This is a genomic window from Butyrivibrio sp. CB08 (assembly GCF_003625485.1).
Classification (GTDB): domain Bacteria; phylum Bacillota; class Clostridia; order Lachnospirales; family Lachnospiraceae; genus Butyrivibrio.
This window is the reverse complement of sequence record NZ_RAIR01000006.1, coordinates 65751-82270: the sequence shown is the minus strand read 5'-3', so window position 1 is coordinate 82270 and position 16520 is coordinate 65751. Positions and strand designations below refer to the sequence as shown.

At 45.1% G+C, this 16520-nt stretch carries 11 protein-coding genes, 1 tRNA gene and 1 other annotated feature; of the genes, 10 read left to right on the top strand and 2 right to left on the bottom strand.

The window, feature by feature from the left end:
• Position 1: 1 nt before the first annotated feature.
• The gene (locus D6855_RS11525) at positions 2-1147 is read right to left on the bottom strand and encodes a CapA family protein (RefSeq protein WP_158589515.1); all 1146 of its coding nucleotides are present in this window, start codon (positions 1145-1147) and stop codon (positions 2-4) included.
• Between the two features lie 99 nt (positions 1148-1246).
• On the opposite strand from D6855_RS11525, the gene D6855_RS11520 reads away from it, so the two are divergent.
• The 10 genes from D6855_RS11520 (at position 1247) to D6855_RS11475 (ending at position 15346) form a co-directional block, all read left to right on the top strand.
• Positions 1247-1319 (top strand) — tRNA-Gly (locus D6855_RS11520).
• Positions 1320-1460: 141 nt separating this feature from the next.
• Positions 1461-1913 (top strand): GAF domain-containing protein, encoded by a 453-nt coding sequence (locus D6855_RS11515; RefSeq protein WP_120741191.1) that lies wholly within the window; start codon positions 1461-1463, stop codon positions 1911-1913.
• On the top strand, positions 1913-2983 hold the full coding sequence (locus D6855_RS11510) for a threonine aldolase family protein (RefSeq protein WP_120741188.1): 1071 nt from the start codon (positions 1913-1915) through the stop codon (positions 2981-2983). Before D6855_RS11515 ends, D6855_RS11510 begins: the two co-directional genes overlap by 1 nt.
• 210 nt (positions 2984-3193) lie before the next feature.
• The gene (locus D6855_RS11505; protein ID WP_120741186.1) at positions 3194-4927 is read left to right on the top strand and encodes a peptide ABC transporter substrate-binding protein; all 1734 of its coding nucleotides are present in this window, start codon (positions 3194-3196) and stop codon (positions 4925-4927) included.
• 90 nt (positions 4928-5017) lie between these two features.
• On the top strand, positions 5018-5953 hold the full coding sequence (locus tag D6855_RS11500; protein WP_120741184.1) for an ABC transporter permease: 936 nt from the start codon (positions 5018-5020) through the stop codon (positions 5951-5953).
• A gap of 1 nt (position 5954) precedes the next feature.
• Complete coding sequence (locus tag D6855_RS11495; RefSeq protein WP_120741182.1) at positions 5955-7010, top strand: ABC transporter permease; 1056 nt, start codon at positions 5955-5957, stop codon at positions 7008-7010.
• 5 nt (positions 7011-7015) lie between these two features.
• Complete coding sequence (locus D6855_RS11490) at positions 7016-8155, top strand: ABC transporter ATP-binding protein (protein WP_120741180.1); 1140 nt, start codon at positions 7016-7018, stop codon at positions 8153-8155.
• On the top strand, positions 8139-9074 hold the full coding sequence (locus D6855_RS11485) for an ABC transporter ATP-binding protein (RefSeq protein WP_120741178.1): 936 nt from the start codon (positions 8139-8141) through the stop codon (positions 9072-9074). The genes D6855_RS11490 and D6855_RS11485 overlap by 17 nt, the downstream gene beginning before the upstream one ends.
• A gap of 79 nt (positions 9075-9153) precedes the next feature.
• Positions 9154-9408 (top strand) — a binding site (T-box leader).
• Positions 9409-9470: 62 nt separating this feature from the next.
• Complete coding sequence (gene ileS, locus D6855_RS11480) at positions 9471-12662, top strand: isoleucine--tRNA ligase (RefSeq protein WP_120741176.1); 3192 nt, start codon at positions 9471-9473, stop codon at positions 12660-12662.
• 212 nt (positions 12663-12874) lie between these two features.
• Positions 12875-15346, top strand: a complete 2472-nt coding sequence (locus D6855_RS11475) for a glycogen/starch/alpha-glucan phosphorylase (protein ID WP_120741174.1) — start codon at positions 12875-12877, stop codon at positions 15344-15346.
• 160 nt (positions 15347-15506) lie between these two features.
• On the opposite strand, the gene D6855_RS11470 is transcribed toward D6855_RS11475, so the two are convergent.
• On the bottom strand, positions 15507-16421 hold the full coding sequence (locus D6855_RS11470; protein WP_120741172.1) for an AraC family transcriptional regulator: 915 nt from the start codon (positions 16419-16421) through the stop codon (positions 15507-15509).
• Positions 16422-16520: the final 99 nt, after the last annotated feature.

The following is a 16520-nucleotide window of genomic DNA, read 5'->3' as shown; positions in this document are numbered from 1 at the left end:
TTTACCATACTTTGTTACACAGGTCTCTTGTATATTTTGCAGAAAATGAAGGATCCTGCTTAACTATTTCATTTTCTTTCCCGAGTTCGTCTGTGTAGTCCTTTAGTGGATATACTATAACGCCTTCATGGCCTTTGTGTAAATGACAAACGACAGGAGTGATACCGTGATCTTTGATCACAATCTCGCCATTTGTATTCTTGCCAATTTTGACGTTGGCCATTCCGCCAACCATGCGATTTGCAACTCCCTTTCCTTTTCCGGAGGTCCAGTTTACAAAATTACCAAGGGAATAGTATACAAGCATGTCGCCGTCACCATGATTGTTGGTTATTGCTGCGTTATCATCTTCAAGCATTTCGATGGGCTCGATCACATGGGGATGGGTACCAAGAACCAGATCGGCTCCGTTTTTCCTGAAAATGTCTGTCCAGTATTTCTGGGAGGAGTCTGCTTCCAGCTTATATTCCGTTCCCCAATGGGGACAAACTATTGTAAAGTCTGCATTTTCTTCTGCGAATTTAAGATCCTTTACAACCTTTTCCTTTTCCAGCATATCTACTGCGTGGGGCATATCTTTTGGCTGAGGAATTCCGTTTGTTCCATATGTATAGTTAAGTATTGCGATCTTAATGCCCTTTTTTTCAAAAATAGAAACTGTATTATATTCTGCCTCTGTCTCGTTTATTCCAAGGACAGTTACCAGAGGATGCTGCTTCCAATACTTCAGGCAGTTCAAAACGCCACTTTTTCCCTTATCCAGCGCATGATTTGTTCCGTGACAGACCACGTCAAATCCGGCATTTATCAGCGCGTCTCCAATCTGGTAAGGGGCATTAAAGGAAGGGTATCCGGAAACGCCAAGTTCCTGACCTCCAATTATCACTTCCTGGTTGACTATGGCCAGATCCGCCGCACTTATATCTGCCTTTAGATTCTGAAAGATGAAATCAAAGTTATAACTTCCATCAGCATTACGGGCAGCTTCTTCAACCGGGGTATGAAGTAGAATGTCTCCCACCATCACTATTGTGATATCAGAGTTTTGCTCCGCAGTCTTTTGGGCAAAAGAGATATTGTCCGCTGTCAGAAATACTGACAAAAACACTGTAAGTGCTAAGATATGAGCGATTAGTTTTTTTCTCATAACCAAATCACCAAATAGAAAAATAATGTGTTGACAATCCATTAATCTATCGTGTATTATAGTTTTTGCGTTGCGATAGCAACTTTATATATATTTTACGCGATAGTAGCTTAGTTGGTAAAGCGCCACCTTGCCAAGGTGGAGACCGCGGGTTCGAGCCCCGTCTATCGCTCTTTTTTATGCCCAAAATCCCAGAGTTCACAACCTGGGGTTTTGTTTTGTGAAATAATAGATTGTGCGCAAGATAAACAAGTGTTAGTATAGTGGATGTGGGCGAGAGCCTACATTCACTTTTAGTTTATGGAGAAAAAATATGACAGACTACAAGTTACTTGCAAAACAGATAAGGGCTCTGGCAGACGATGAGCCCAACTACATCCCGGTTTTTTCCAACGCGTCAGCTCTTTTATATGACAACTTAGAGGACCTTAACTGGGCGGGATTCTACATTATGAATAAGGGATCTCTTATGCTGGGACCATTCCAGGGAAAGGTTGCCTGCATCAGGATCGAGGTTGGAAAGGGTGTCTGCGGAACAGCAGTAGCAGAGGATAAGACTCAGCTTGTTATGGATGTGCACCAGTTCCCGGGACACATTGCCTGCGACAGTGCATCAAATTCAGAGATCGTTGTTCCTATTCATAAAGATGGCAAGGTTGTAGCTGTTCTTGATATCGACAGCCCAAGTCTGTCACGCTTCAATGAAGAGGACAAAGAAGGACTTGAGCATTTCGTTGCTGCACTTGAGGAGGTTATAGAATTCTAATGAGCACCAGGATTTCTTTTTCCAGTGATTATACAAAGGGCGCACACCCACAGATCTTAGAGCGCCTTATGGAGAATAACTTTGACCAGATGTCAGGTTATGGCACAGATGATATCTGCAAGAGCGCAGCTGACAAGATCAAGGCAAAATGCGGATGCCCTGATGGTGATGTGATCTTCCTTGTTGGAGGAACCCAGACTAACCAGACAGTTATCGACATTCTTCTTAATTCATATGAAGGAGTAGTGGCAGCTCAGACTGGCCACGTGGCAGCCCACGAGGCGGGAGCTATTGAGTTTTCAGGACACAAGGTACTGACTCTTCCTGCTAAAGGAGCTGAAAAAGATACTGCGAAGTACGGATCAGACATAGGCAAGATTGACGCTAAAGACCTTAAGAAGTATCTTGAGACCTTCTACGGCGATGACAATCACGAGCATATGGTATTTCCTGGTGCGGTTTACATCTCACATCCAACTGAGTACGGAACTCTTTATACTAAGAAGGAGCTGACTGATATCTCGGCAGTATGCAGAGAGTATAAGATACCTCTTTTCCTTGATGGAGCAAGGCTTGGCTACGGCCTTATGAGCAAGAGAACTGATGTGACAATTCAGGATATCGCATCACTTGTTGATGTGTTCTATATAGGTGGAACCAAGGTGGGAGCTCTTTTTGGCGAGGCTGTTGTGTTCCCTAAGGGCGTTCCAACTGCCCACCCTGTTCCAATCGTCAAGCAGCACGGAGCACTTCTTGCCAAGGGATGGCTTCTTGGAATTCAGTTCGATACTCTTTTTGCAGATGACCTGTACTTTGAGATAAGTGAGAATGCCATAGAGATGGCGGAGCTTTTAAAAGAGCGCCTTACAGAGAAGGGCTATAAGTTCTTCCTGGATTCTCCAACGAACCAGCAGTTCATTATTATAAGTGATGACAAGCTAAAAGAGATCTCGGAGCACGTGGGATACAGCTTCTGGGAAAAGTATGATGACACCCATACGGTCATAAGACTTGCTACCGACTGGGCTACTTCAGAGGACGATATAGACACATTGATGATGTACTTATGAAAAAGTTTTTCAAAAACATGGGCAACTGCTAAGCCGCGCAGTTGCCCTATTTTTACGGGTTTCTGCTTTGTCCGGTAGGCGCGTTGAAGGGAAAACGGTTTAAAGTGATAAAGTTTTTGTTGACATTCCTAGTGGTAAGCGCTTACTATGGTTAATATACATCAATTGTATACACGTATAAGCATTAATATCACCAGGAGGATAAAAGTTATGAAGAAAAAGCTTTTGTCAGTTATGCTCGCTTCTGTTCTTGCTATGAGCATGATCGGATGCGGAAGCTCTGCAGTAAGCGGAGTAACTGAAACAGAGACAACAGAATCTACAGATTCTGCACAGAGCACAGACGCAGCACAGAGTGCTGACGCTACAAGTGCAGAGCCAGCAGGCGAGGGTTCAGGAGAGGATCTCAACGTAATGCTTGAGACACCAGTTGAGTCACTTGACCCACAGCAGGCTACAGACGGAACATCATTTGAGGTAATCGCTGATTACACAGATGGTCTTATGCAGATGGATGCAGATGGACAGGCTGTAAACGCTATCGCTGAGAGCGTTGATATTTCAGATGACGGTCTTACATATACATTCCACCTTCGCGCAGATGCTAACTGGAGCAACGGCGATCCTGTAACAGCAAACGACTTCGTATTTGCTTGGCAGAGAGCAGTTGATCCTGAGATCGCTTCAGAGTATTCTTACATGCTCAGCGATATCGGCCAGATCGTAAACGCTCAGGACGTTATCGATGGTGCTAAGGACAAGTCAGAGCTCGGCGTTACAGCTGTTGATGACAAGACTCTTGAGGTTAAGCTTAACGTTCCTGTAAGCTACTTCCTCAGCCTTATGTACTTCCCAACATTCTACCCTGTAAATGAGGCTTTCTATGAGAGCGTTGGTGATACATTCGCAACAAGCCCAGAGACAACTCTTTCAAACGGCGCATTTGTTCTTGATGACTATCAGCCAGCTGCTACAGCTATTCACCTTACAAAGAACGAGAACTACTACGACGCTGCAAAGGTTAAGCTTGCAGGCCTCAACTATCAGGTAATCCAGGATTCACAGCAGGCTCTTATGAGCTACCAGAATGGTGACCTTGATACAACTCTCGTAAATGGTGAGCAGGTTGACCAGGTTAAGGATGATCCTGCATTCGCAGCAATCGGTGCTGGATACATGTGGTACATCAGCCCTAACATCAAGGAAGTAAAAGAGCTTGATAACCTCAACATTCGTTACGCTATCACAATGGCTCTTAACAGAGAAGCAATCACAACTGACGTCCTTAAGGATGGTTCAGCTCCTACATACACATCAGTTCCTATGGACTTCGCAGCAGGCCCAGACGGATCAGACTTCTCAGCAGATCAGACAATGTTCTCAGACTACTGCAAGTATGATGCAGCTGCAGCTGCTGACTACTGGGCTAAGGGTCTTGAGGAGCTTGGTATCACAGAGCTCAACCTCACAATGATCCACGACGCTGATGATGCTCCTATCAAGGTTGCACAGGTTGTTAAGGAACAGCTCGAGACAACTCTTCCAGGTCTTACTGTTGATCTTCAGCAGATGCCTAAGAAGGAAAGAGTTGAGCGTATGCAGGAAGGCGAGTTTGAGATCGCTCTTACACGTTGGGGTCCTGACTATGCAGATCCTATGACATACCTTGGTATGTGGGTAACAAACAACTCTAACAACTATGGTTTCTGGAGCAACGCTGAGTACGACAAGATCATCGACGAGTGCACAACAGGTGAGACAGCTATGGATCCAGCAGCTCGTTGGGCAGCACTCTATGATGCAGAGAAGATCGTTATGGAAGAGGCAGTTATCTTCCCTCTCTACACACAGTGCAATGCAGAGCTTATCTCTACAAGCGTTTCAGGAATCGAGTTCCACCCAGTTGCTCTTAACAGAGTATATAAGAACGCAGTAAAGAACTGATCTAAAAATTAAGACATAAGAAGGCTACTGCGCGAGGATGGGTAGTGGACACATTACTTATCCCCGCGCAGTTTCTCTATTGGGGTAGTCATGAAAAAATATGTTATTAAAAGAGTGGTGACAGCTCTTTTCACACTGCTGGCCATCACACTGATATTATTTATACTGATGCAGCTCATGCCGGGTTCACCCTTCAACGATGAGAAGCTCAACGATACCCAGAGGGCATCACTATATGCAAAATATGGACTGGACCAGCCTATCGTTGTCCAGTTTTTCCGCTATGTAATAAATATGTTTAAAGGAGACCTTGGCGTAAGCTACAAGATTTCCAAGAACACACCAATCACACAGCTTATTGCTTCACGTCTTCCAATCTCAATCGGGGTTGGATTTGCAGCAGTAATGATCGGAGCTTTGGTTGGTCTTTGTCTGGGACTTCTGGCTGCATTTAAAAAGGATACAGTCTGGGATACCCTGGCAACAATCATCTCAGTAATCGGTGTATCAGTGCCTTCCTATGTGTTTGCGCTGGCACTGTCTTACCAGTTCGGTTTCAAATTGAAATGGTTCCCAATGCTTTTCTCAGCAAAAGATGTAATTGGATCAAGCGTACTTCCATCAATATCCCTGTCCATGTTCACCATGGCTTCAATCGCAAGATTTACAAGAGCGGAGATGATCGAGGTTTTAGGTTCTGACTATATGCTTCTTGCAGAGTCCAAGGGACTTTCCGGCAACAAGCTTATCTTTGCTCATGCACTTAGAAACGCTCTTATTCCAATCATCACAGTATTGGCACCACTTGTTGTTGACCTTATGACAGGTTCTCTGGTTGTAGAAAAGATCTTTTCCATCCCTGGCGTAGGTTCACTTCTTGTAAACGCAATCCAGTCTAACGACTATAACGTGGTTATAGCCCTTAGCTTTATATATTCTGCAATGTACATTGGCATCATGCTTGTGGTTGATATCCTCTACGGCGTGATCGATCCTAGAATCCGTGTGGCAAAGGAGGGTGACTGATATGGCAGATACAACAGTACTTACAAAAGAGCCCTATGTGCCTCAGGATGAGGACTTCAAGCTAAAAGGCAATATTGAAGATATCCTTGTGGATACCAACTTCGCCTCCCAGAGCTTCTGGAAAGAGGTAGTAGCAAGATTCAGGAAAAAGAAAAGTGCAGTACTTGGACTTATCTTCGTGCTGGTCATCACTTTCTTTGCATTTATCGGACCTGGCATGAATCAGTACACCTACTCAGGTCAGGATCTTTCACAAAAGAACCTTGCACCAAGAATCCCGATCATTGAGTACACTGGTTTCTTCGATGGACACGAAAACATCGCAACAACCAAGGGTACCAAGACAGTAAACCTTTACTTTGAAAACAAGCTTCCTGACGTATTCTACTGGTTTGGAAGTGATAATTTCGGAAGAGATATCTGGACAAGGACATGGTCCGGAGCCCAGGTTTCACTTATCATCGCTGTTGCTGCAGCTATCATCGACATGATCATTGGTATGAGCTACGGTCTTATTTCCGGATATTTTGGCGGAAAAGTGGACATGGTTATGCAGAGAATTTTGGAGATCGCAAACGGTATTCCAAGACTTGTTATCGTAACCCTCCTTCTTCTTGTATTTAAGCCAGGTATGCTCACTATCATCGTCGCTTTGATGCTGACAGAGTGGGTAGGAATGAGTAGGATTGCAAGAGCTGAGATGCTCAAGCTCAAGGAGCAGGAGTTCGTTCTTGCATCAAGAACTCTTGGCGCTGGAAGCATGCACATCATCTTCAGCGAGGTCCTTCCTAACATCATTGGACCTATCATAACTCAGGTTATGTTCTCAATTCCTACAGCTATTTTCACTGAAGCTTTCCTGTCCTTCGTTGGACTTGGAATCCCGGTACCAAGATGTTCTCTTGGCTCCCTTATTTCAGAAGGCTTCAACAGCTTCACAACACACCCTTATCAGATAATTCCACCTATCGTGGTTATGGCACTTCTTATGCTGAGCTTTAACCTGGTGGCTGACGGCCTTAGAGAGGCCCTGGATCCAAAGCTTAAGGAGATGTAACCAAGATGAGTGAAGAAAAAAAGACCCGTGAAAAAATTCTTGATGTCAAAAATCTTGACATCACCTTTGAGACAACTGCCGGTAAGGTACATGCCATCAGAGGAGTTAATATAGATCTCTATCAGGGCGAGACTGTAGCCATCGTTGGTGAGTCAGGCTCTGGTAAGTCAGTTACCATGCGTGCTGCAATGGGTATCCTTGCCAAGAACGCAGTGGTAAACAGCGGAGAGATCATCTACAGATACCGCGATAATGTGGGCGGAATCGACTACAACCCTGAAAACGATGCCTCAGCTCAGTGGAAAGAGGCAGACATCCTCAAGATGGATAAGAAGTGGATCAGAAAGCACATCAATGGTCGTAGAATTGCCATGGTGTTCCAGGATCCAATGACCAGCCTTGACCCAACCATGACCATTGGTAAGCAGATCATGGAGGGTATGATCTGGCACTACAAGATCGACAAGAAGGACGCCTATGACAGAGCTGTAAACCTTCTTAAAGAGGTTGGAATCGAAGATGCGGAAAAGAGAATGAAGCAGTATCCACATCAGCTCTCAGGTGGTATGAGACAGAGAGTGGTTATCGCTATAGCTCTTTCATGTAACCCTGACCTTCTTATCTGCGATGAGCCTACAACAGCTCTGGACGTTAATATCCAGGCCAAGATCCTTGAGCTCATCAAAAAGGTTCAGAAGGAAAGGGATATTGCAGTAATCTACATCACCCATGACCTTGGTGTTGTTGCTAAGGTAGCAGACTACGTAAACGTTATGTATGCTGGTAAGATCGTAGAGGTTGGCAATATCAACGAGATCTTCTACGAGCCCAAGCACCCATATACATGGGGACTTCTGTCAGCTATGCCTGACCTTGGAACAGATGATGACAGACTCTATACGATCCCTGGTTCACCACCAAACCTTCTCCACGAGAAGGAGGGAGATGCATTCGCACCAAGAAATGCTTATGCCCTTGAGATCGATGATAAGCTTGAGCCACCAATGTTCCAGATTTCAGAGACCCACTGGGCAGCCACATGGCTCCTTGACCCAAGAGCTCCTAAGGTAGAGATGCCAAAAGAGCTGAAGGCCAGAATTGAGAGAATGAAGAAGGAGGCGCAGGCAAATGACAGCAAATTATAATGCAGAGCCTCTTTTGGAGGTAAAGGGACTTAAGCAGTACTTCCCTATCAGCAAGACATACACAGTTAAGGCTGTAGATGATGTCAGTTTCAAGGTTTATCCTGGCGAGACATACGGCCTTGTTGGCGAGTCGGGATCTGGTAAGTCCACAATCGGCAGGAGCATAATAAGGCTCTATGATCCAACAGAAGGTACTATCAACTTCTGCGGAATGGATATTTCCGGCAAGATGAGCAAGGATGTTAAGGAGAAACTAAGGATCCAGATGCAGATGATCTTCCAGGATCCTATGGCATCACTTAACCCAAGAAAGAAGATCAAGGACATCATCGGAGAAGCTCTTGATGTTCATAAGTTCTATAACAGCAAGGAAGAGAGAGACCATCGGGTAGAGGCTATCCTTGAAAAGGTTGGTCTTGCAAAAGAGCACGCTGACAGATATCCACATCAGTTCTCTGGTGGACAGAGACAGAGAGTTGGAATCGCCAGAGCCCTTATCCTCAATCCTAAGCTTGTTATAGCTGATGAGTGTATCTCAGCTCTTGACGTATCCATTCAGGCCCAGGTAGTTAACCTTATGAAGGACATCCAGGCGGAGCTTGGAACAGCATATCTGTTCATCGCCCATGACCTTTCAATGGTTAAGTATATTTCAGACAGGATCGGTGTTCTTCACCTTGGACACCTTCTTGAGACCGGAACAACAGATGAGATTTTCTCCAATCCAATTCATCCTTATACGAAATCTCTTTTGTCAGCTATTCCGATCCCTAACCCTGAGCTTGAAAAGAACCGTGAAGCCATCAACTACGACTACAAGACATCAGGAATTGACTACACTAAGGGCACGGAGCACCTTGTTGATGGAAGCCACTATGTAAAGTGCACAGATGAGGAGTTTGCAGCCTGGACAAAATAGTCCTTGTGAGGCGCACATTTTATATGAATTAGTTCTTGCATGTTTAACGGATTAGTAGTAGAATGTGTGCATTATATGAAGAAAAGCTGTGACGAAGACAGTAGACAGCAGACGAAAGCATGCAGAGAGCTGACGGTTGGTGCAAGTCAGTGCAAGTAGTAGCTGATCGAAGATCACTTCTGAGCCGCAGGATCGAACCTTATTACATATAGTAGATCCTGACGTACCTTCGGCGTTAACGAAGAGCGTATTCAATCAGATGCAGACAGCAGATGACGCGTATGTGTAAATGGGTGGTATAACGAGTTTGTACATTTATGACCTCGTCCTTTTTACAAGGACGGGGTCTTTCTTCGTTTAAAAGAGTCATTCTGCGCAATATGAAAGGAGCTCAAAATGTATAACAAAGTCGATACCGATATGAATTTTGTCGGCAGAGAAAAGAAGATCGAAGAGTTCTGGAAAAAAGAAGACATTTTCCAGAAGAGTGTTGATACCCGCAGCCAGGGTGAGATGTATATGTTCTATGATGGCCCTCCAACAGCTAATGGTAAGCCACATATCGGACACGTTCTTACTCGTGCCATCAAGGATATGATCCCAAGATACCGCACAATGAAGGGCTATACTGTTCCTCGTAAGGCAGGTTGGGATACTCACGGACTTCCTGTAGAGCTGGAAGTTGAGAAGATGCTTGGTCTTGACGGCAAAGAGCAGATCGAAGAGTACGGCATGGAGCCTTTCATCAAGAAGTGTAAGGAATCTGTGTGGAAGTACAAGGGAATGTGGGAAGATTTCTCAGGCACAGTTGGTTTCTGGGCTGACATGGATCATCCTTACATCACATACGATGACAACTTTATCGAGTCCGAGTGGTGGGCTCTTAACGAGATCTGGAAGAAGGGCCTTTTATACAAGGGATTTAAGGTAGTTCCTTACTGTCCTCGCTGTGGTACCCCTCTTTCATCTCACGAGGTAGCACAGGGCTACAAGACATTAAAAGAGCGCACAGCTGTTGTTCGTTTCAAGGTTACAGGTGAGGATGCTTACTTCCTCGCATGGACAACAACACCATGGACACTTCCATCTAACATCGGCCTTTGCGTAAACCCTGATGAGAAGTACGTCAAGGTTAAGGCAGCTGATGGCTATACATATTACCTTGCTGAGGCTCTTGCAGACAATGTACTTGGCTCTCTTGCAAAAGAGGAAGGCCAGAAGGCATATGAAGTCCTTGAGACATATGTTGGTACAGATCTTGAGCACAAGGAGTACGAGCCACTTTACCAGTGCGCTAAGGATGAGGCTGACAAGCAGCACAAGAAGGCTTTCTTCATCTACTGCGACAACTATGTAACTATGTCAGATGGTACTGGTATCGTTCATATCGCTCCTGCATTCGGTGAAGACGACGCAAGAGTAGGACGTAAGTATGACGCTCCGCTTGTACAGATGGTTGATTCAGAGGGACGTCTTAAGCCTGAGACACCTTTTGCTGGCTACAGATGTAAGCCTACACAGAAGGAAATGGATGAGGGTGCTATAAGTGCAGATCCAGAGGTACTTAAGGATCTTGATTCAAGACAGCTCCTCTTCTCAGCACCTAAGATGGAGCACGATTATCCTCACTGCTGGAGATGCGGTACACCACTTCTTTACTATGCTCGTTCTTCATGGTTCATCAAGGTTACAGAGGTTAAGGACGACCTTATCCGCAACAATAAAGAGATCAACTGGGTTCCAGAGTCAATCGGTAAGGGAAGATTTGGTGACTGGCTTGAGAACATTCAGGACTGGGGTATCTCCCGTGACAGATACTGGGGAACACCTCTTAATATCTGGGAGTGTGATGACTGTGGTCACCAGCTCTCTGTAGGTTCAAGAAAAGAGCTTGCTGAGCTCTCTGGAGATCCATCAGCAGAGACATGCGAGCTTCACAGACCATATATCGATCAGTACGAGATCACATGCCCTAAGTGTGGCAAGAAGATGCACAGGGTAAAAGAGGTTATCGACTGCTGGTTCGACTCAGGAGCAATGCCATTTGCACAGCTCCACTACCCATTTGAGAACAAGGAGCTCTTCGAGAAGCAGTTCCCTGCAGAGTTCATCTCTGAGGCTGTAGACCAGACAAGAGGATGGTTCTACTCACTTCACGCAGAGGCTACACTTCTTTTCAACAAGCCTGCATTTAAAAATGTAATAGTACTCGGCCTTGTGCAGGATGAGAATGGACAGAAGATGAGTAAGTCAAAGGGCAACGCGGTTGATCCTTTCGATGCTCTTGAGAAATACGGTGCAGATGCTATCAGATGGTACTTCTACACTAACTCAGCACCATGGCTTCCAAGCCGCTTCTCTGGTGATGCGGTTATGGAGGGACAGCGCAAGTTCCTTGGAACTCTTTGGAACACATATGCGTTCTTTACACTTTATGCTAATATCGATGGCTTTGATGCAGCTAATTACAAGCTTGAGCTTGATAAGCTCACTGTTATGGATAAGTGGCTTCTTAGTAAGCTCAACAGCTGCGTAAAGGCTGTAGATGAGAACCTTAATAACTACAGAATTCCTGAGGCTGGTAAGGCCCTGGATAACTTCGTTGACGAGATGTCTAACTGGTACGTAAGAAGATCCCGTGAGAGATTCTGGGCTAAGGGAATGGAGCAGGATAAGATCTCAGCTTACATGACTCTTTACACAGCTCTTGTAACTGTATCCAAGGCAGCAGCTCCTATGGTTCCATTCATGACAGAGGAGATCTACCAGAACCTTGTAAGAAACAGCTTCAAGGATGCTCCAGAGTCAATCCACCTCTGCGACTTCCCAGCAGTAGATGAGGCTCTCATCGATGCTAAGCTTGAGAAGGACATGGAGGAAGTTCTTGATATCGTTGTTCTTGGAAGAGCTGGCAGAAATGCAGCTAACATCAAGAACCGTCAGCCAATCGGCCAGATGTATGTAAAGGCTGAGCAGACTGTAGGCGAGTTCTACACAGATATCATCAGAGAAGAGCTCAACGTCAAGAACGTTGCATTCACAGATGACGTAAGAGACTTTACAAGCTACAGCTTCAAGCCACAGCTTAAGACATTAGGACCTAAGTACGGCAAGAACATCGGCGCTATCAAGAATTACCTTGAGGGTCTTGATGGAAATGCCACAATGGATGAGCTTAACACAAACGGCGTGATCAAGTTCACTGTAAACGATGTTGACGTAGAGCTTGTTAAGGAAGATCTCCTTATCGAGATGGCTCAGAAGGAAGGCTTCATTTCTCAGGAGAACTGGGGAATCACAGTAGTACTTGATACTAACCTCTCTGAGGAGCTCATCAACGAGGGCTTTGTACTTGAGGTTATCAGTAAGGTACAGACAATGCGTAAGGATTCCGGATTCGAAGTTATGGATCACATCAAGGTTTCCTTAAATGGCAACGACAAGCTTGCAGATATCGTTAAGGCTAACGAGAGCAGCATCGCAACCAAGGTTCTTGCTAACGAGGTTGTTTATGGCTCAGATGTAGCCAACGCTAAAGAGTGGGATATCAACGGCGAGAAGGTTACAATCGGCGTAGAAAAGGTTTGATATTCTACAAAATGCCAGTATAATATGGATTAGAGGGACAATCCCCTGTGCAAAGGCGCGCAAATGCTGATGCACAGGGGATTTCTTTTGGGGATATGCTTAATTTACTTAATGTTTATAGAATTGTGAACTAATATGCGGTAAAATATAAACGTATATTGTATTGGGACGAAATCGTTTTCGTACAATGAAGTTGAGGAGGCAGGCTATTTATGAAGAAAAAGAAAATGTCTTTTGACAAGGACTTATTCAAGAGAAGTGTCCAGTATAACGTAAAGACGTTGTACAGAAAGACTATGGAAGAGGCAGAGCCCCAGGAACTCTATCAGGCAGCAGCTTATGCCATCAAGGATGCCATAGTTGACCACTGGATGACCACTCAGAAGGCAGCAGCCGAGCAGGATCCTAAGATTGTTTACTACATGTCCATGGAATTCCTGATGGGAAGGGCGTTTGGTAACAATATCATCAATCTTCAGGCATATAAGCCCGTTAAGGAAGCTCTGGACGAGCTTGGAATAGATGTAAACGTACTTGAGGATCAGGAGCCGGATCCAGCCCTTGGAAATGGTGGTCTTGGAAGACTTGCAGCCTGCTTTTTGGATTCTCTTTCAACCCTTGGATACATGGCTTATGGCTGTGGTATCCGCTATAAATATGGAATGTTCCGCCAGAAGATCCAGGACGGTTACCAGGTTGAGGTTCCTGATGCATGGCTTGAGAACGGCAATCCATTTGAACTTAGAAGAAATGAGTACGCCAAGGAAGTTAAGTTTGGCGGCTATGTAAATATGTACACCGACGACCGAGGCAGAACAGTGTTCAAGCAGGAGGGATATCAGGTAGTTAAGGCTGTTCCTTATGATCTTCCTGTAATTGGCTATGGAAATGGCGTGGTTAACACCCTCAGGATCTGGGATGCTGAGCCAATCCAGTGCTTCCAGCTTGATTCTTTTGACAAGGGCGACTATCAGAAGGCTGTTGAGCAGGAGAACCTTGCAAGCCAGCTCTGCGAAGTCCTCTATCCTAACGACAATCACATCGCAGGAAAAGAGCTAAGACTTAAGCAGCAGTATTTCTTTATCTCTGCTTCTGTTCAGACCGCACTTAAGAGATATTTAAAGCACCACGACGATATCAAGAAACTGTACGAAAAGGCTGTATTCCAGCTTAATGATACCCATCCTACAGTAGCAGTTGCAGAGCTTATGAGGCTCCTCATGGATGAGTACTATCTCACATGGGATGAGGCATGGGATGTTACAACCAAGACCTGCTGCTACACCAACCACACTATCATGGCTGAGGCTCTTGAGAAGTGGCCAGTAGATCTTTTCCAGAGGCTTCTTCCTAGAATCTATCAGATCGTTGATGAGATCAACAGAAGATTTGTTGATCAGATCATGCGTAAATACACAAACAGCGCTGGTATCGATGTTCAGGCCAAGATCCGCAGCATGGCTATCCTCTATGACAATCAGGTCAAGATGGCTCACCTTGCCATCGTTGGTGGACATTCAGTAAACGGCGTTGCAAGACTTCACACAGAGATCCTTGAAAAGAGAGAGCTCAAGGACTTCTACGAGATGATGCCAGAGAAGTTCAACAACAAGACAAATGGTATCACTCAGAGAAGATTCCTTCTCCACGCTAACCCACTTCTTGCAGACTGGGTAACAGACAAGATCGGAGATGGCTGGATCACAGATCTGTCAGAGATGGACAAGCTTAAGGCTTTTGCTAATGACAAGAAGGCCCTTGAGGAGTTCATGGACATCAAGCTCCAGAACAAAAAGCGTCTTGCAGCTTACATCAAGGAGCACAACGGTGTTGATGTTGATCCTAAGTCAATCTTTGATGTTCAGGTAAAGAGACTTCACGAGTATAAGAGACAGCTCCTTAATATCCTTCAGGTTATCCACAAATACAAGGATATCAAGGCTCATCCAACAAAGGACTTCTATCCAAAGACATATATCTTTGGTGCAAAAGCAGCAGCTGGCTACCTTACAGCAAAACTTACAATCAAGCTCATCAACTCAGTAGCTGATGTGGTTAACAACGACCCTGATATCAAGGGAAGACTTAAAGTTGTATTCATTGAGGATTACAAGGTTTCAAACGCAGAGCTTATCTTTGCTGCTGCTGATATCTCTGAGCAGATCTCTACAGCAAGTAAAGAGGCTTCCGGAACCGGTAACATGAAGATGATGCTCAACGGCGCAGTAACTCTTGGAACACTGGATGGTGCTAACGTTGAGATCGTTAACGAAGTTGGCGAGGAGAACGCATTTATCTTTGGTCTTACTTCTCAGGAGGTTATGGACTATGAGAGAAATGGCGGCTACAATCCAATGGACATCTACAACTCAGATCCTAACGTAAAGGCAGTCCTCGACAGCCTTGTAGATGGCACATTCTCAAGCGATAAAGAGCTCTTCAGACCTCTGTACAACTGCCTTCTTAACACAAACAACTCCAGCAAGGCAGATCAGTACTTTATTCTTAAGGACTTCGAGGCTTACCTTGAGGCTCACAGAAAGATCACTGATGCGTATGCAGACAAGAAGCGCTGGGCTAAGATGTCACTTCTCAATACAGCATCCTGCGGTAAGTTCTCATCTGACAGAACAATTCAGGAGTATGTTGACGAAGTTTGGCATTTGGACAAGCTGGTACTATAGGGGAATAAGAAAAAGGAGTGACCATGTTTACATGGTTCACTCCTTTTATTTATGACCCGCCCAAACATGAGGAAAAAAGAAGCGCGAAGAATGAGCGATTCGATTTCCGAATGTTTGCAGGATTGCGAGAGCGAAGCGAAGCAATCCGTATAGTACCAACTCAGTTTGGATCGTTGGATTCCAAGTGCCGCTCTTCTATCAGTTTTTCCACCTGTTTTAAGTTTTCCTTGTTTCCTGCAGGGGTGTCGCTCTTTGGAAGGCTCTTTCTGTAGACGGAGGGCGACATTTTCTTTTCCTGGCGGAAAGCTTTTGAGAATACAAGGGGATCCGAATAGCCGCAGGAGATGGCGATGGATTCTATCGGGAGCTGAGTAAGCTGTAATAGCTCCGTGGCCTTGGCTATGCGGTAGCTTGTAAGGTACTGCTGAGGCGATATGCCAAGGGTCTTTTCAAAGAGGGTGTACAGGTAGCTTCGGTTGATACAGACGTAGTTGGCGATATCTGTGACCTTGATGGGGTTACAGTAGTTGCTTCTTACGTAGGCCTGAGCCCTGGTCACGTAGTTGTTGGCACTTCCGCTGTCGCTTCTTGCAGTTACGCTGATTCCGGAGGCGATAACCGACAGGAACATGGACAGAAGGCCATTTCTTCTAAGGACGTCCTCAACGCTGAAGGTGTTGTGGTCCATCATGTCCTTGACTATATCGTAGATGTCATTTGATGCATCGCTCTTAAATACAGGCTGCTGAAGGGATAAGCCAAGCTGTGATACCACGTCACCGGCTTTTTTGCCTCCAAAGCCGATCCAGGCATAGGTCCAGGGATCTTTTTCATCTGAGACGTAGTAAGCAAGCTCCTCAGGAACGATAAGGAAGCCATAGCCTGCCTTAAGGGGATAGTTCTTTCCCCCGATTGAAAACTTGCCCTTGCCGCTAAGACAGTAATGGATCATGTAGTGGGGCTTAAGGGCCGGTCCAAAGCTGTGACCTGGAAGGGTCTGCGAAAGACCGCAGCAATATACATAAAGATCGTCGGATTCTTCTGTGTTAAAAAGCAGTTTGTAGGCTTTCTCCATGAATGTTCCTCTGTTTCGATGTGTCAGTTTTGGTAAATTCTATGTTAATTGTATTGTATTATGCAAATTATAACCTTTTCAAGCCCTCCAACTAATTGT